This is a genomic window from Epilithonimonas sp. UC225_85 (assembly GCF_042695135.1).
Taxonomy (GTDB): Bacteria; Bacteroidota; Bacteroidia; order Flavobacteriales; family Weeksellaceae; genus Epilithonimonas.
Genome location: NZ_CP170547.1, coordinates 2,021,569 through 2,037,953, shown reverse-complemented (window position 1 = coordinate 2,037,953; position 16,385 = coordinate 2,021,569). Strand labels below are relative to the sequence as shown.

At 38.0% G+C, this 16,385-nt stretch carries 14 protein-coding genes; 3 read left to right on the top strand and 11 right to left on the bottom strand.

The features are described from left to right. Positions 1 to 62: 62 nt before the first annotated feature. Positions 63 to 1,055: a phosphoribosylformylglycinamidine cyclo-ligase gene (gene purM, locus ACFJGY_RS09360; RefSeq protein ID WP_379963206.1), complete on the bottom strand. Its 993-nt coding sequence runs from the start codon at positions 1,053 to 1,055 to the stop codon at positions 63 to 65. Between the two features lie 351 nt (positions 1,056 to 1,406). Next, complete coding sequence (locus tag ACFJGY_RS09355) at positions 1,407 to 1,943, bottom strand: NADPH-dependent FMN reductase (RefSeq protein WP_379963204.1); 537 nt, start codon at positions 1,941 to 1,943, stop codon at positions 1,407 to 1,409. 206 nt (positions 1,944 to 2,149) lie between these two features. On the opposite strand from ACFJGY_RS09355, the gene ACFJGY_RS09350 reads away from it, so the two are divergent. Both ACFJGY_RS09350 and ACFJGY_RS09345 read left to right on the top strand, forming a co-directional pair. Continuing rightward, entirely contained in the window at positions 2,150 to 2,533 is a 384-nt protein-coding gene (locus ACFJGY_RS09350; RefSeq protein ID WP_379963202.1) for a hypothetical protein, read from the top strand. 205 nt (positions 2,534 to 2,738) lie between these two features. Further along, the gene (locus ACFJGY_RS09345; RefSeq protein WP_379963200.1) at positions 2,739 to 5,000 is read left to right on the top strand and encodes a glycoside hydrolase family 3 C-terminal domain-containing protein; all 2,262 of its coding nucleotides are present in this window, start codon (positions 2,739 to 2,741) and stop codon (positions 4,998 to 5,000) included. Between the two features lie 195 nt (positions 5,001 to 5,195). Here ACFJGY_RS09345 and ACFJGY_RS09340 read toward each other — a convergent pair whose 3' ends face one another. The 4 genes from ACFJGY_RS09340 to nudK all read right to left on the bottom strand — a co-directional run bounded on the left by ACFJGY_RS09340 (position 5,196) and on the right by nudK (position 9,288). Beyond that, positions 5,196 to 6,947 carry an endonuclease gene (locus ACFJGY_RS09340; protein ID WP_379963198.1) on the bottom strand — a complete coding sequence of 584 codons (1,752 nt, stop codon included), beginning with the start codon at positions 6,945 to 6,947 and terminating at the stop codon, positions 5,196 to 5,198. An 11-nt stretch (positions 6,948 to 6,958) separates the two neighbouring features. Further along, positions 6,959 to 7,546 (bottom strand): tRNA methyl transferase PRC-barrel domain-containing protein, encoded by a 588-nt coding sequence (locus tag ACFJGY_RS09335; RefSeq protein ID WP_379963196.1) that lies wholly within the window; start codon positions 7,544 to 7,546, stop codon positions 6,959 to 6,961. Between the two features lie 522 nt (positions 7,547 to 8,068). Beyond that, positions 8,069 to 8,617, bottom strand: coding sequence for a type 1 glutamine amidotransferase domain-containing protein (locus tag ACFJGY_RS09330; RefSeq protein WP_379963194.1), 549 nt, complete (start codon positions 8,615 to 8,617; stop codon positions 8,069 to 8,071). A gap of 92 nt (positions 8,618 to 8,709) precedes the next feature. Then, positions 8,710 to 9,288 carry a GDP-mannose pyrophosphatase NudK gene (gene nudK / locus ACFJGY_RS09325; RefSeq protein ID WP_379963192.1) on the bottom strand — a complete coding sequence of 193 codons (579 nt, stop codon included), beginning with the start codon at positions 9,286 to 9,288 and terminating at the stop codon, positions 8,710 to 8,712. A gap of 215 nt (positions 9,289 to 9,503) precedes the next feature. On the opposite strand from nudK, the gene ACFJGY_RS09320 reads away from it, so the two are divergent. Further along, positions 9,504 to 10,517 carry a T9SS type A sorting domain-containing protein gene (locus ACFJGY_RS09320; protein ID WP_379963190.1) on the top strand — a complete coding sequence of 338 codons (1,014 nt, stop codon included), beginning with the start codon at positions 9,504 to 9,506 and terminating at the stop codon, positions 10,515 to 10,517. Positions 10,518 to 10,605: 88 nt separating this feature from the next. Here the strand turns inward: ACFJGY_RS09320 and ACFJGY_RS09315 are convergent, their stop codons facing one another. Genes ACFJGY_RS09315 through ACFJGY_RS09295 form a run of 5 tightly spaced genes read right to left on the bottom strand, consistent with a single transcriptional unit; the run spans position 10,606 to position 16,383 of the window. Further along, on the bottom strand, positions 10,606 to 10,965 hold the full coding sequence (locus tag ACFJGY_RS09315; RefSeq protein WP_379963188.1) for a PleD family two-component system response regulator: 360 nt from the start codon (positions 10,963 to 10,965) through the stop codon (positions 10,606 to 10,608). Positions 10,966 to 10,990: 25 nt separating this feature from the next. Beyond that, positions 10,991 to 11,563, bottom strand: coding sequence for a chemotaxis protein CheB (locus tag ACFJGY_RS09310; protein WP_379963186.1), 573 nt, complete (start codon positions 11,561 to 11,563; stop codon positions 10,991 to 10,993). A gap of 3 nt (positions 11,564 to 11,566) precedes the next feature. Beyond that, positions 11,567 to 12,397, bottom strand: a complete 831-nt coding sequence (locus tag ACFJGY_RS09305) for a CheR family methyltransferase (protein ID WP_379963184.1) — start codon at positions 12,395 to 12,397, stop codon at positions 11,567 to 11,569. After that, complete coding sequence (locus ACFJGY_RS09300) at positions 12,397 to 12,762, bottom strand: response regulator (RefSeq protein ID WP_379963182.1); 366 nt, start codon at positions 12,760 to 12,762, stop codon at positions 12,397 to 12,399. Before ACFJGY_RS09300 ends, ACFJGY_RS09305 begins: the two co-directional genes overlap by 1 nt. A gap of 15 nt (positions 12,763 to 12,777) precedes the next feature. Further along, positions 12,778 to 16,383 (bottom strand): response regulator, encoded by a 3,606-nt coding sequence (locus ACFJGY_RS09295; RefSeq protein WP_379963180.1) that lies wholly within the window; start codon positions 16,381 to 16,383, stop codon positions 12,778 to 12,780. Positions 16,384 to 16,385: the final 2 nt, after the last annotated feature.

The window sequence follows — 16,385 nt, the reverse complement described above, 5'->3', positions numbered from 1 at the left end:
ATTTCTATTGACTACAAATCGTCGTAAACAAAAAAGATATAGCGGATAGCGGGATTAAGCTCCTAAAATTTTAAATCAATTTTATCTTCTCCTTCCGTGATTTCTCCTACTACATAAGCGTCTTCCAAAAGGTCAAGGATTTTATCTACGTGATTTTCGTCGGTTACGAGAACCATTCCAACGCCCATATTGAATGTTCCGAACATTTCTTCTCTTGCGATATTGCCACGTTTTTCCAATTCCTGCATTACGGTTGGAATTTGGATTTTTGAAGCGTCGATTGTTGCGCAAAGTCCTTCCGGAATAATTCTTGGGATATTCTCGTACAATCCGCCGCCTGTGATGTGCGCAATGCCGCAAACCGGTGCTTCTTCCAAAACTTTGTGAATGTCTTGGTAATACAATCTTGTAGGAACCAAAAGTGTCTCGTACAAAGGTTTTCCTTCAAACTCTTCTTCGAAATCAGGAAATATTTTTCTTACCAATGAAAATCCATTGGAATGAAATCCTGAACTTGGAATCACAATGATTTTATTTCCTGCTTTTATTTTGGAACCGTCAATGATTTGGTCTTTTTCTACAATTCCTACGCAGAATCCTGCAACATCATAATCGCCTGGCTGGTACATTCCCGGCATCTCGGCAGTTTCGCCACCAATTAATGCGCAGTTGTTGTCTTTACAAGCTTTTACCATTCCGAGAACAATCTCTGCAGCAATCTCAGAATCGAGTTTTCCGCACGCTAAATAATCGAGGAAAAACAATGGTTTTGCACCGTGACAAAGGATATCATTGGCACACATTGCGAAACAGTCGATGCCGATAGAAGCGTATTGTTTGGTGTCCAAAGCGATTTTCAGCTTGGTTCCAACGCCATCGGTTCCGGAAACCAAAACCGGATTTTTGTAGCCAGCAATCTCATAGAAAGCACCAAAGCTTCCCAGATTGTTCAGAACGTTTTTGTTGTGGGTTTCGGCAACGGCAGATTTGATTTTATCTACGGTTTTGTAGCCTTCTTCTTTATCGACTCCTGCGGATTTATAGGTATTGCTCATTTTCAGATTTTTAATGTCGTTCATAGGGTCTCACCCTATGCTACTAATATTTCACCACTTCGTGGTTTGGTTGAATTTAATCTGTTTCTTCATCAACTCTTTCAGGTTTTTGAGGCCTGAAAGAATATCAGAATTTACTAGATTTATTTCAAACTTACTTTTTCAAAATTGTTAAATAAAAAAGCCGACAATCTTTTAGATTATCGGCCGTTATTTTAGTCCACAAGTTCGGAGGTGTTTATGTAATTCTCTTTGCAAGAATTAGGATATTTCTCAAAATGAACTTGTTGAATTTTCATTGTCCTTATTTGATGACAAAGTTACGCATTCTTAATATTATTTTCCAAAGTCTTATCCAAAAAAGTTTTTAACAATAGATAATTTTTCTTCGAATTCCGTTTTTTTCTCTTCATTTACAATACCTTTTTCAGCATCAAAAGTTTCTTTGAATTTTGGTAAAACAAAGCTCTGAAGAATGTTTGCTCCGCTGAATGGTGCTCTTGCCTCGAAAGCAGCCACAACATTTTTACCACCTCCAGGTCCTGGTGCTGTCGCTAATAAAAAAACAGGTTTCTCACCAAAATGCTTACGGTCTTTGATTCTTGAGATCCAGTCGAAAACATTCTTAAATGCCGTCGTGTAAGTGCTGTTATATTCTGCTAAAGAAATAATCAACAAATCTGACGCATCCAATTTCTCAGCAAATCTTAAAGCCAAAGTTGGAATTCCGTCGTGTTTTTCTCTGTCCACGCTGAAAATCGGCATTTCGTAATCGTTTAGATCGAGAACCTCCACTTCTGCTCCTGTAAATTGATTTGCTGTGTATTCTGCTAATATTTTATTAATTGATTCTGTGGAATTACTTGCTCCAAATGCTATTATTTTCATTGAGTTTAAATTTAATTTGAATTTTAAAGAGGCAAATTTAAAGCCTTTAAAATTGTTAATGATTGATTTATGATATGATTTAAACTAAAATTCATAATTAGAAGTGAATCTGGAAACATTGGGCAAATATTAACTTGGTCTTAAAATTGATATGAAAATTCTATAAACAATTTCTTTATTGACATTAACTCTAATTCTTTCAAGCTATGATATTCGATAAAAACTACCTAAAACCAGGCAATGAGACCACTTTCCACGTTTATCAGGAAGAATCTAATCACGCCGACCTCATCAATCCTTATAATGATAGTCCGTACATGATAAGTTCTCTGCGGAAGATCAAGAATAAAATGGTCTGCAAGAAAAAGAGAAAAATCATAGAAGAATGTCTTAATAATTACAACAGTGATTCTGTAGAGAATCCTGAGCTCAATATTTTGGTAACTCCAGATCAAATGACTTCATCTGCATCATTCGCTACTTATGCAAAATCTTCTTATCAAAAAGTTCTGAAAGATCTTGAAAACATTCAAAACCTAATTGATAAACTTGATATGAATGAGCCAGATACCATCAGGATTATTTCTTAATCATAATTTAAACTGTACAAAACATAAGAGTCTGAAAATATCAGGCTCTTTTTTTATGGATAAAATGAATTTAATCTTAACAAATTATATTTTTGTGAGATCAGATAATATTGCAAACATTTGATTTAATTCAATTATCTTTATTTTCCCATAGTGAGATAATAAAGATTTTATTACTTTTGTAAATAACCACTAAATATAGTTTATGTTAAAGAAAATTGTTTTTCTCAGTCTTTTAACGCTTACATATACGGCCTCCACAGCCCAAACCAAATCAATCCCTATCTATCTGGATGACTCCAAACCTGTTGAACAAAGGGTAAAAGACGCACTTTCCAGAATGACTCTGGAAGAAAAAGTAGCGATGCTGCACGCACAGTCAAAGTTCAGTTCATCAGGCGTACCAAGATTAGGAATCCCGGAATTCTGGACTACTGACGGCCCTCACGGTGTTCGTGCGGAGGTAAAATGGGACGAATGGGATCAGGCCGGCTGGACAAACGATTCCATCATCGCCTACCCTGCTTTGACGGCTTTGTCCGCAACCTGGAACAAAAAAATGTCCTGGAATTACGGAAAAGCACTTGGAGAAGAAGCGCGATACAGAAAAAAAGATATTCTTCTAGGACCTGGTGTTAATATATACAGAACACCGCTTAACGGCAGAAATTTCGAATATATGGGAGAAGATCCGTATCTGACTTCCAAAATGGTCGTTCCTTACATCCAAGGGGTTCAATCTAATGGTGTTGCGACTTCGGTGAAGCATTACGCTCTTAATAATCAGGAAATGTTCCGTCATACCAGTAATGTTAAAGTTGATGACAGGGCATTGTATGAGATTTATTTGCCTGCTTTCAAAGCTGCAGTTACTGAAGGTGATTCGTGGACGATAATGGGTGCTTATGACAAATACAAGAATCAATATTCCAGCCAGAACCAATATCTTCTCAATGATATCCTGAAAGGCGAATGGAAATACAAAGGTGTCGTAGTTTCGGATTGGGGCGCCGTGAATAATACGGAACAAGCTATCAAAAACGGATTGGATCTGGAATTCGGGAGCTGGACCAACGGACTTTCTGCCGGAACCAAAAATGCTTATGACAACTATTATCTGGCTCAGCCTTATCTTAATTTGATTAAATCCGGAAAAGTAAGTACCAAAGAACTGGACGATAAAGTAACAAGACTCCTGAATCTGGCTTACAAAACCACGATGAATAAGAACAAACCACTAGGAAATATAGGTTCTGAAGATCATAAAGCAGTAGCAAAACAAGTGGGTGAAGAAGGAATTGTATTATTAAAGAATCAAAATAATATATTGCCGATTGACCTTACTAAGGTAAAAACCATTGCCGTAATCGGTGAAAATGCGATTAAAATGATGACTGTTGGAGGCGGTTCTTCGTCTCTTAAAGCAAAATATGAAACTCTCCCGCTTGACGGAATCAAATCCCGTTTTGGTAAACAAGCTGAAGTTAAATTTGCCCGAGGTTATGTCGGCGATCCCGGCGGTGAATACAATGGTGTAAAATCCGGGCAGGATCTGAAAGATGATCGTCCTGCAGCAGATATTTTAAAAGAAGCAGTAGAATTAGCAAAGAAATCAGATTTCGTGATCTTCGTTGGCGGTCTTAATAAATCTGATCATCAGGACGCAGAAGGTGTTGACAGAGAAAGCTACGGACTGCCTTACAATCAGGATAATTTGATTGCTGCTTTGGCAAAAGCCAATAAAAATTTTGCGGTCGTTTTAGTTTCGGGGAATGCAGTGGCAATGCCTTGGATCAAAGACGTTTCTGCAATTGTAGAAGCCTGGTATTTGGGATCTGAAGCTGGTAATTCCTTAGCTTCAGTTCTAGCCGGTGATGCAAATCCTTCCGGAAAACTGCCGTTTACATTTCCTGTGAAGCTTGAGGATAATTCGGCGCACAAATTGGGCGAATATCCCGGAAATAAAGAAGAATTGGCAGCCGGAAAAGGAAAAGATCAGCAAAATCCGATCAATATTACTTATAACGAAGGGATTTTCATTGGATATCGTTGGCACGACACTCAGAAAATAAAACCGCTTTTCAGCTTCGGTCACGGATTGAGTTATACAACGTTTGAATTTGGAAAAGCAAAAGCAGATAAAACCACGATTGGTCAGGATGATAAAATTACTTTCACTTTTACATTGAAAAATACCGGCAAAAAGGCAGGTGCAGAAGTGGCTCAGCTTTATATCAGTGATTTGAAATCTTCTCTTCCAAGACCGACTAAAGAACTGAAAGGATTTGAAAAAGTATTCCTGAATCCTGGCGAAGAAAAAGAAGTCAGCATTACGGTTGACAAGGCTGCATTAAGCTTCTTCGATGCTGATAAACACGCCTGGGTTGCAGAACCTGGAGATTTCGAAGCGTTGATCGGAAACTCTTCTGATAATATTAAAACGAAAGTGAGGTTTACTTTGAAATAAATTATTCTGAATTGAATTAATAAAGCCTGGGGATTTCTCAGGCTTTTTGATTTTTAATACCAAGTGCTTCACTTTTTTTCCATAGGTTTCATCTACGGCTACTCATATTGAACCCTTCGGGTTCTTTGAATATGGAAAGCAAAAAACCCGAAAGACAAGCTTCCGGGTTTTTATAAAAAATGATTTTATAAAAAATTATTCAACAATAATCTTTGAAGACTGATTTTTAGTTTTCACGACATAAACACCTTTTGGTAATTTGTGAAGATTCACTTTAGCTTTGTTCTCAATATTACTGATTGTTTGGACTAATTGACCGTTTAAGCTGTAGATTTTTACAGTTTCGTTCTTTTCAATACCACTGATGTAGAATTCGTTGTTCTTTACAGGATTTGGATAGATAGAGATTTTTTGATTCTTAGCATCAATATCATCAGTTGCCAATCCCGAGAAACAAGTCCAGGAAAGGTTGTCGAAAGAAACACGGTTGCTGGTTAATTCATCCACCAATTCTATCACAACATTCCCTGCAACATTGATGTCATTAACCGTAAAAGTGGCGGCCGTTTTAGAATATGGAATGCTGCCTTTCACAACGCCATTTACTTTTAGAACATAATTTCCCGAAGCGTCTGCAAAAGGAAGATAAGTTTTAACAGTCAAAGATCCTATACCACCAGAGATTGTGGAGGATTTCAGACTGCCTTTTCTGATACAGATGGCTCTGTTATTATCACCATCGATATTGATCTGCTTATCTGTTCTGGCGTTGGTTGCCGTCCAAACGATACCTTTGTTTGACCACTCTCTTTCCAGATACGAAGAATTGGTTGCTGGTAAATTTTCAAAATCTTCTGTTCCGCAAGATGTTGTCTCACCAGGATTTCCTGCTTTAGTCGTTCCTTGTACAGTTGTGCTGTTTGCAGATTTATTTCCTGCTGCATCTTTGGCAATTACATAGAAATTGTAGGTTGTAGCCGGATTGAGACCAGCTACGGTTGTGCTGATTGTAGAAACGGTTTTGTTGAATACATTATCCACATAGATATCATAAGCAGTCACGCCAATATTGTCGTTAGAAGCGGTCCATGTAAGCGCAGCTGTAGAAGCCGTTGTTTCAATAACCGTAAGATTAGTTGGTACAGATGGTGCTTCGTTATCAGCTATCGTACCACCGTTGAAGGTATCCGGCCAGGTGTTTTGTGCTGCCGGTCCGCCCCAGATTACCGTTGCTAAATATGGATTATCGATGAAAGGATTTCTGTTGTGCTGGATCCCTGCAACTACATTATTTCTTTGTTTTTCGAAGTTGGATACAGGATCTTCTATATTCCACTTCAAAAGAATATCCGGGAAATCAGCAGAATAAGTTGCCGGATTCATTGTGATGTTCAGAGGAAGACATCTCGTGTTATATCTCACATACATATACATCAGGATTCTCGCTACATCGCCTTTCCACTCTTCACCCGGATACCAACCGCCACGGCTTGTTTTGTAAGCTGTTGCACCTGTTCCGTCATCAAAAAGAAGACTTCCTCTGGTGCTGTTCAGTGTGTTGTCTGCAGGACGAAGGTGATGACCGTCTGAACCGGGTCCGGATTCTCCTAAGTTTGGTGTCCCTTTGGATTTTGCATAAACATGCTCACGGTTCCACTGCCCGCTGTAAGGACGGCTTCTTTGATGTGTGCCGGTACTTTGTGAGCCATAAATCAACAACATATTGGAAGGATTTTCCGGATCTGCGTCACTTGTTTTGAAAAGAGAAGCTAATCCCGCAGAATAAGAAATCGTCTGTGTATGGGTTGTTGTGATAAGGGTTGCAAGGTCATTTTTCAGTTCGTTTTTTGTCTTGTTGAAGTTGATTCCGGAATAATAAGACGGAGCCGACTGCGCAAAAGCAACGAACGAAATGATACTTGCTAAAAATGAAAATTTTAATTTCATACTTTATTTATTTAATTAATTTTAATTGTTGCTGTAGAATGATGATCAAAGTAAATCTCCAATGGATGACCCTGAATGGCGATTGAAACCGGAGCCTCAAATTCCAGAAATAGAATACCATCAAAGGGATAAAGCGTTGCGATCATATCAATATCCGTTACAGAAGAATGTATGCTGACTTCGATTCCTAGTTCAGACTCATCATTATTTAGCTGAAGATCTTGCAGCTGAATCTGATTGTCAGAAAATGACAGAACATTTGCCCAAAGGCCCGGATGTTTTTCGCCTTCTCCTACGAATAATTGGTTATTGACCTCATTAATTCCGATGACATAAAGCGGTGCATTTTTTCCACCTACATTGATTCCTTTTCTTTGTCCGAGTTTGAAATGCTCAACACCCTGATGTTCACCCACAAGGAAACCGTCGAAAAGATTATAATTTCTTTTCTGCACTTGCCACATCATTTCCTCTTTTTTAGAAGAAAATTGAATGGCTTCTTCAGAATAAATTGAAGAGTTGAATGGTATTTCGACAATTTGACCTTTTTTGATCACGAATAATTGGTTATTGGTTATGCTCGTTGAAAATAAAATCAATTATTTTTAAATAATAATCAACGGGGGCGCTAAAGTAATTAATTTAAATTAAATGAAAGATGCATTCAGTAAAGTTTAACTAATTATAATACAAACTATATTTAAAACTGCCAGTTTGAGGTTATAGAAATCCATCTGTCAATATCACGCTGAAGCTCTTGAAGCAATCTCTACGACTGTCAGGCTGAGGCTCTCGAAGCCCAATCAAAAAATAAAAATTCCTTATTCTTTCCATAGGTTTCACCTACGGCTACTCATATTGAACCCTTCGGGTTCATTTTAATTTATTTGATTATTGACAAACTTAAATTCCCGAAGAGCATACAATTGACGTAAGGCTGGCGCTTGAAGCAATCTCTCCATCATTGTCACGCTGAGGTTCTTTAAGCATTTTCTCTACGACTGTCAGGCTGAGGCTCTCGAAGCCCATCAAAAAATAAAATTCCATTTCCACTGACTGCAATAACAAAAAAGACCCGGAGAAAAATCCAGGTCTTTATAAAATTTCGTTTAAAAATCAATTTAAATATATTGATCCTCATGTTTCCCTTCTTTGATCTCCTCAACCATTTTCGCATTGAAGGCCGGAAGATCTTCTGGTGTACGGCTTGTTACAAGACCATTATCTACCACTACTTCACTGTCTTCCCAGATGGCACCGGCATTTTTAAGATCGATACTGATAGATTTAACCGAAGTCAACTTTCTGCCATTGACAGCTTCTGCGCTAATCAGGATCTGGGGACCGTGACAAATGGCGGCAACAGGCTTGTGCTGATTGAAGAAATCTTGCACAAAAGATAAAGCTTTCTCATTCGTTCTCAGTTGATCCGGATTGATGACACCGCCGGGAAGTACCAAGGCATCATAATCTGAAGCAGATGCTTCGTCCAAAGTTTTGTCCACATCATATTCTTTTCCCCAGTCCTTTTCTGCCCAGGCTTTTATCGTTCCCGATTTTGGGCTGATGATATGAGCCGTCCAGCCTTGTTGTTCCAGATGTTCTTTTGGAGATTTCAGTTCGCTTTCTTCAAATCCGTGGGTTGCGAGTATTGCAATTTTCTTAGACATAATATTTTATTTTATTGGTTTGTATAATAACAACTAAGAAAATATAATGCCGAGTAGAGATTTAAAAATTATAAAAAATGTTAAACTAATTATCAATCCAAAATCCCTTCTATCTTCAAATACTGAAGCAGCATAATTGTCTTCGCATCTTTGATTTCTCCGGTTTTTATCATTTTCAAAGCATCTGAGAATTGATATTCCAGGACTTCAATATTCTCGGCTTCTTCTTCCAGTCCGCCACCATCACTCACTTTCATTTCTTTAGAATATTCTGCTACAAAAAAATAAAGTATTTCTGTTACAGATCCGGGCGACATATAAGCTTCGAAGACTTTTTTCACATCTCTGATCTTATAGCCGGTTTCCTCTTCGGTTTCCCTTCTGATGCAGTCTTCTGGATTGTCCTGATCCAGCAATCCGGCACAAGCCTCGATCATCATACCATCATCATTGCCATTCACATAAGTTGGGATCCGGAATTGTCTTGTGAGAATAACCGTTTGAGAATCCTTATTGTAGAGCAGAATTGTGGCGCCATTACCACGGTCATAAGCTTCTCTGCTTTGGGTCTGCACCGTTCCGTTCTTCTCCTGATATTCGTAAGTGATCTTTTTCAGGACATACCAATTGTCGGACAGTATCTCGGTTTTTGTAATGTTGAAGTTTTTCATAGTTTAATTATATGTTTAATTAAGAATAGAAGTACTGAAGATAATAACGGGAATTTTGCTTTTATCATATTGAGAATCTGATTTGGTCATTTGTCTATTTTAAATGTCGTTTGTCTATTACCTGATTTTTGCTTGAACGATTAAAATAAATTTGTAGATGAGTAAGATATATCACTCATTATCAGAAATTTAATTAACAAGTAAAATCTAACAAAATGACTAAACAACTATTTTTTGCGATCAGCTTAATCGCTCATTGCACATTTGCCCAAACTTATGATAACGGAGGGCTTAGCACAGGAACGACCGCTAATTTGGGGACAGTAGCACCAGCAGGTTACACCTGGTCCGAAGTCCAGAATAACACTGGAAACACAACAGAATCTAATACCAATTCAGGTTTCGGAGGCACCAACAGCAGCAGTACTGCCAATTTTTTCCTCGCCGATGACTTTACAGTTCCTGTTGGAGCGCAATGGCAAATCTCCTCTATCGAATTTTTTGCTTACCAGACAGGATATACGGGTGCTACCAATCCATTTACAACCGTCAGAGTCAACATCTTTAGTTCTGATCCGTCGGTTTCCGGGGCTGTAAGTGTTTTTGGCGATGACACTACCAACAGATATGCTTCCGGAACAGATGCCAAAATGTACAGGATCTTCAACAGTTTGGTTCCAACATCATCTACTCCTGGAACGACAAGAAAAATATGGAGAATAAAAGCCAACACAGCCACAACATTGAATCCCGGAACCTATTGGATCAAATACCAGCTGCAAAATACAGTACAGGCAAATGCTGGGTTTTTACCACCTGTCACCATTCCAGGAACCAGAGGATTGCCAAGCTTCAATGGTAAACAATATGATGCTATTATGGATACGTGGATTAATTTGATTGATGATGGAAATCCTACAACCGCCGCAGATTATACAGTAGATATGCCTTTCATCATTACATTTACAAATCTACTGGCAACAGGCGAAACGATGCAGTATGACAACAGAATGCAGGTCTATCCTAATCCGGTAAAAGACAGCTTTAAAATCAACAATCCGGAAAAAATGAAAATCGACACAGTTGAGATCACTGATGTCTCCGGAAGGCTTGTAAAAATAATTAAAGGTTCTGAAGAATATAATGTATCGGATCTGCCAAAAGGTACTTACATTTTGAAAATAAAGAGCTCGGAATTAACAAAAATCACCAAGCTTATAAAACAATAATTTTTCAATTCAGATTTATAAAACCTGATCTTTTTTGGTCAGGTTTTATATTATTATGATCTTATTATCAAACGACAAGAACTTAGTTTCAGTCCTTCATATATTTGGCAACCATTACTTCAAGATCTTCCAAGTTGAATGGTTTCGCAACATAATCGTCTGCCTGAGCACTTTCGGCTAATGATGCAATATCATTATTCGCAGTGACATAGATAACAGGGATGTTTTTAAAATCCTCATGACTTTTTAGCAGCCTGGTTGCCTCCACACCGCCGATATTCGGGATCCAATTGTCCATCAGAATCACATCTGGACGGAATGTGGAAACCTTTTCTATGATATCGTGCGAGGTTTCGGAGATTTCTACCTTGTATCCATTTTCTTCAAAAATAATGCTGATTACTTCTAAGATACTTGTATCATCGTCAAAAATTAAGATTTTCTTCATGTTATATTAGCTAGCTTATATTATTTTATAGTTGATTGATTTGTTTTGCCAGATTCTCAGGCTTTATTAAAAGATCATATTTTACTTCCTGCATCGCATGTCTTGGCATATAATCCACATCCGCAGTTTCGGGATCCTGAATCCAGACTTTCCCATTATTTTTTTTGATATATTTCAAACCTTCTATCCCATCAGAATTTGCCCCTGACAATAGAACTCCTACAAGACTTTCTCCGAATATTTCTGACGCCGATTTGAAAGTTACATCTATAGATGGACGCGAATAATATATTTTTTCCGAACTGTCCAGCGAAACTATGTTTTTATTTTCAAATAGTAAATGATAATCCGAAGGTACAATGTATATTTTGTTTTTCTGAATATCTGTTTTATCCTCAACCTCAATGACTTCTTTAGTCGAAAACTGCTGTAATAACTTGGGAAGAATACTTGCTGCCTGCGCTTTGCGATGAAGAATAAGCAGTACAGAAAAGCTTAGCTTATCATTCAGATTTTTGAGCATTTCCAAAATGACCTGCAAACTGCCTGCAGATCCGCCTATGACTACTAATTCTGTTTTGGAACCCGCTGTTTCCATGACTTAGTTATGATCTACTTTTTTCCAGATTTTCTGATCATCAATCTGATGGTAAAACTTACCCAAATTCGAAAAACGAAGCGTTTCTTTCGATCCTAATGCCAGATAACCCAAATTCTCCAGACTTGCATTAAAAAGTTCAAACACGCGTTCCTGCAATTCTTTATCAAAATAGATCAAAACATTCCGGCAGACTATCAACTGGAAACTGTTAAAAGAACTGTCTGAAACGAGATTGTGTGTTGACAATATCAGTTTTTCCTGAAGACTTTTGTCAAATTTTGCACTGTCATAATTAGCTGTGTAATAATCTGAGAAATCTTTTTTTCCACCAGAAAGCATGTAATTTTCCGAATAGGTTTTCATATGATGCATCGGAAAAACACCGGATCGTGCTGTTTCCAGAACGGATGGGTTGATATCGGTTCCGTAAATCAAACATTTGTGATAGAGTCCTGCCTCTTTCAGAAGAATTGCAATCGAGTAAGCTTCTTCGCCGGTTGAACAACCCGCCACCCAAATCCTTATCAAAGGGAAAGTCCCCAACTGAGGTAAGATCTTTTCCCGAAGTGATTTAAAAAAAAGAGGATCACGGAACATCTCGGTAACATTCACCGTAATTTCTTCTATAAAATGTTTAAAATACTCTGCATCATTCAGAACCTGATAACGCAGTTCTGCGTAGCTGGCAAATCTGTCTATCATACATATCCGGTTGACCCTTCTTGTGAAAGATGCGCGGCTGTAGAGAGAAAAATCATAGCCGTAATATTCATAGACATCTTTTATCAGATGTTCCACTTCATTATCCTTTACGATACTTGGTTCCAGCATTAGCAGTGTTTTTCTATGGCAGTTATTAATAAATCTACATCTATTGGTTTTTTGATATAATCCTGAGCGCCGGCTTCCAGGCACTTCTGTCTGTCTTCATCCATTGCCTGCGCAGTGACTGCAATAATTGGCGTTTTACTGATGTCCGGTGTATTGCGGATTATTTTAATAGCTTCATAACCGTCTATTTCCGGCATCATCATATCCATCAAGACAACGCAGAAATCCTTATCTTCTTTTAAAATCCGGATCGCTTCATCTGCCATCATACAACTTTCGAGCTGATATTTGCGGGCTTTGAGAGTTAATCTTAAAGCAAAAATATTATTAGGATCATCATCCACAATTAAAATTTTCTTACTCATAAAAATTTAAACAGTTTAACTTTCATACAACCAAACACGCAATAGTGACAACAACTGATCAATATCCACAGGTTTTGTGATATAATCCGAAGCTCCGGCCTGAAGACATTTGTCGCGGTCACCAATCATTGATTTTGCTGTAACTGCAATAATCGGTAATCTTTTAAATTCCGGCATTTTTCTGATTTCCTGAATAGTCTCATAGCCATCCATTTCCGGCATCATCATATCCATCAAAATGACATCAACATCCGGATTTTTCTTAATCTGATCCAAAGCCTGTTTGCCGTCCATTGCCAGAACAACCTCTACTTTATATTTTTCCAAAGCTTTGGAAAGTGAGAATATATTGCGGACATCATCATCTGTAATAAGTATCTTTTTACCGCTCAAAACCTCTGTTAATGAACCTAAAGTCTTGTTTCTGATGGTTTCTACAGAACTATTTTTTTCCTCAACCAAATGTAAGAATAATCCAACCTCATCCAAAATTCTTTGATAAGAATGAGCTGTTTTTACAACAATAGAATCTGCATATTGCTTGATTTTCAATTCCTCAGATTTAGTCAGATTTCTCTCGGTAAAAATGATGATCGGCAAGTTTTCCAAACCTTCATAGGTTTTGATAGATTCTACGATCTGATAGCCGTTTCCTCTTGCCGGACCAATATCCAGAATCACACAATCTACCTTATCAGACGTCAAAGCTGTTACACTGTCTTCAACATTATCCTCAATGGAAAGAGAGATATTAAAATTGCTCAGGAAATAAGAAAGTGCACTTGCGTGCTTCGCATTCTCTTCCACAATCAGAACTTTCTGAGGTGATTTTTTAAGCGCTTCTTCAATTTTTTTGAAAACTTCCGTCATTTGATCCAACGCAACAGGTTTGTTGATAAAGTCAATAGCACCCTTCATCAGACTTTGTTTTCTTACGTGCAGAGAAGACATCATGTGCACCGGAATTGGCTTGGTCTGCGGATTGGATTTCAGTTCATCCATCACTTGCCAGCCATCTTTCACAGGCAGCTGAACATCCAGCAAAATGGCGGCAGGCCTATATTGTATTGCGGCAGAAACGGCATAATCTCCTCTTACTGCGACCACACCTTTGTAGTTTTGCAGACGGGCATATTTCAGCAATGCTTTTGCAAAATTGGTGTCATCCTCTACAATCAGGATCACTTTATCACCTTCTGCAATATTTTCGCGGTCATCATCCACGTCTTCAGGGATCTGCAAATCATTGATCGGCGTCGAAATTCCATATTCATTATAATCAATGATATTTTTAAATTCTTCAGCATCATCAATATCGATATCTAAAACCTGGTCTTCATCGGATCTGTTAAGCTTTGTTTTTTCATCTTTCGGAATAATGAGACTGAACTCACTTCCTTCATTCACTTTGCTTTTCAGAACTAATTCTCCGCCTAATAATTTTGCAATTTCCCTGCTGATAGACAATCCCAGACCTGTTCCCCCAAATTTTCGCTGTGTAGATCCATCGGCTTGCTGGAAAGCTTCGAAAATGATTCTTTGTTTCTCTTCAGGAATTCCTATTCCTGTATCTTTTACAGAGAAAATTATGAAGTCTTCATTTTTGGAATCTTGTTTTATATTAAGTTCCACACTGCCTTCTTTGGTAAATTTCAAAGCGTTGGATAAAAGATTTCTTAATACCTGATCCAGCCTCAGACGATCGGTTTCAATGTTTTTTGATAAACTCTCATCTACATTAATATCGAATATGATTCCTTTTTCTTTGACAATCGGATTCAATAGATTTCTGAGATCTTTGACCACATCATTGATTACAACATCCTGATAGTCAAGAGACATTTTTCCGGATTCTATTTTAGCCAAATCCAAAATCTCATCAATCAAAGTTAAAAGACTCGTTCCGGAGCTTTGGATCACTTTTGCAGACTCTATCTGATCTTCATTCAAGTTGCTGTCAGAATTTTCTGCCATTAATCTTGACAAAAGAAGAATCGAATTCAATGGCGTTCTCAATTCGTGCGACATATTCGCCAGGAACTCAGATTTGTATTTGGTGCTTAATTCTAATTCTTCTGCTTTTTTCTGGATTTCAATATTCCTTTCGGCAATCAGATGATTTTTTTCTTCCAGCAATTTTGAACGTTCTTCCAACTCCGTATTGGTTTGCATCAGTTCTTCCTGCTGCACTTTCAGTTCTTCTTCAGAAGCTTGCAGTTTTTGGGTTTGCGCCTCCAGTTCTGTATTCAGGTTTTCCAATTCGGAATGCTGAACCTGCAATTCTTCGGACTGCGCCTGTGTTTCTTCCAGCAGGCGCTGTTCTTTTTCGCGACCTTTTGCTGCATTAAGGGCGATGGCAATATTTCGGCATCCTTCTGCGAAATAGTCAATTAAGTCCTGATTAAAATTAGTATTTGAGCTTAACTCCAAAACGCCCATAGCTTCGTTATTCAACATAATCGGCATCAACAAAATACCATTGATTTTGATTTTACCGGTTGCAAAAGTTACTGCAAAATCGTTTTCATCAAGATCATTATAAACCTTCGGTGCTTTCTGAACAAAAGCCTGACCAACCATTCCTTCTCCCAGGTCGAATACCTGCCTCATATTATTTTCCAGTCCAAAAGCTGTGGTCAATTTCAGCTGACCTTCTTCAAACAGATAAACAGCTCCGTTTGTACAATTTCCATACTCAATCAATTGATTCAGAGCATCGATGGCAAGTTGAAGAACAGACTTATTCCCCACCAAAGATTCATTAAGGATAGCCAGACCTTTCTGATGCCAGTCGCTCTTGTTGAGCTTATCAAAAGACTCCCGTAAAGAATCGGTCATGTGATTGAGAGAATCTACCAGATCACCAAGATCACCATCAAAGTCATCCACCACCTTTTGTGTGTAATCTCCATTTGAAACCCTGTTTGCCACCTGTTGAATAACATTTACACGTTTAGAAATCTCGATGTCTTTTGCCTTCAGTTCTTTTTCCAGTTTGTCTCTGCGAAGCAGATCATTTCTAAGTTTGACATAGAAAAATATCGTCACCACAACGGCTGCCAACGCAGAAAATAGGATGAATAAAACGGTTGTATTAGAGGAACTGTTAAGGTCTTTGTTCTTTTGACTAAGCTGTGCTTCTTCAAATTGCACAAAATTATAAACAAGCGTTCTGCATTTGTCCATATAGACTTTGCTCAGCATCATCTGGTCCTGAGTCATTGCAATGCCATTGCGTTTGTTTTGGACAAATTGCTTCAGATTGTTCATATTGCCGTCAACATTCTGTTCCAGGCTTTTCAAACGTTCTATCTGCTCTTTGTTTGTTATGTCATTTTTTGCAATCTCGATTGCTTTGTGATATTCTGTAATACTACGTTTATAGGGTTCCAGGAAACTTTCTTTTCCCGTGAGCTGAAATCCTCTGTTACCAGTTTCTGCATCCAAAAGTGCGATCAAAACATCTTTGACAGCTGTCATAGACTTTCTGCTTTTGGATACTTTTTCCCGATGTTCCATCTGTTTCTGGATACTCCAGTATGATGCAACCGAACTTGCAATCAAAATAAACAATGAGAATCCAATTCCGGCCTGTAGATTTCTAATAACTTTTCTCGGCATAA

What these genes read in the sequence shown, in the direction of transcription:
- purM (WP_379963206.1), bottom strand. Translation starts at nt 1,055, where the DNA reads ATGAGCAATACCTATAAATCCGCAGGAGTCGATAAAGAAGAAGGCTAC.
- ACFJGY_RS09355 (WP_379963204.1), bottom strand. Translation starts at nt 1,943, where the DNA reads ATGAAAATAATAGCATTTGGAGCAAGTAATTCCACAGAATCAATTAAT.
- ACFJGY_RS09350 (WP_379963202.1), top strand. Translation starts at nt 2,150, where the DNA reads ATGATATTCGATAAAAACTACCTAAAACCAGGCAATGAGACCACTTTC.
- ACFJGY_RS09345 (WP_379963200.1), top strand. Translation starts at nt 2,739, where the DNA reads ATGTTAAAGAAAATTGTTTTTCTCAGTCTTTTAACGCTTACATATACG.
- ACFJGY_RS09340 (WP_379963198.1), bottom strand. Translation starts at nt 6,947, where the DNA reads ATGAAATTAAAATTTTCATTTTTAGCAAGTATCATTTCGTTCGTTGCT.
- ACFJGY_RS09330 (WP_379963194.1), bottom strand. Translation starts at nt 8,617, where the DNA reads ATGTCTAAGAAAATTGCAATACTCGCAACCCACGGATTTGAAGAAAGC.
- nudK (WP_379963192.1), bottom strand. Translation starts at nt 9,288, where the DNA reads ATGAAAAACTTCAACATTACAAAAACCGAGATACTGTCCGACAATTGG.
- ACFJGY_RS09320 (WP_379963190.1), top strand. Translation starts at nt 9,504, where the DNA reads ATGACTAAACAACTATTTTTTGCGATCAGCTTAATCGCTCATTGCACA.
- ACFJGY_RS09315 (WP_379963188.1), bottom strand. Translation starts at nt 10,965, where the DNA reads ATGAAGAAAATCTTAATTTTTGACGATGATACAAGTATCTTAGAAGTA.
- ACFJGY_RS09310 (WP_379963186.1), bottom strand. Translation starts at nt 11,563, where the DNA reads ATGGAAACAGCGGGTTCCAAAACAGAATTAGTAGTCATAGGCGGATCT.
- ACFJGY_RS09305 (WP_379963184.1), bottom strand. Translation starts at nt 12,397, where the DNA reads ATGCTGGAACCAAGTATCGTAAAGGATAATGAAGTGGAACATCTGATA.
- ACFJGY_RS09300 (WP_379963182.1), bottom strand. Translation starts at nt 12,762, where the DNA reads ATGAGTAAGAAAATTTTAATTGTGGATGATGATCCTAATAATATTTTT.
- ACFJGY_RS09295 (WP_379963180.1), bottom strand. Translation starts at nt 16,383, where the DNA reads ATGCCGAGAAAAGTTATTAGAAATCTACAGGCCGGAATTGGATTCTCA.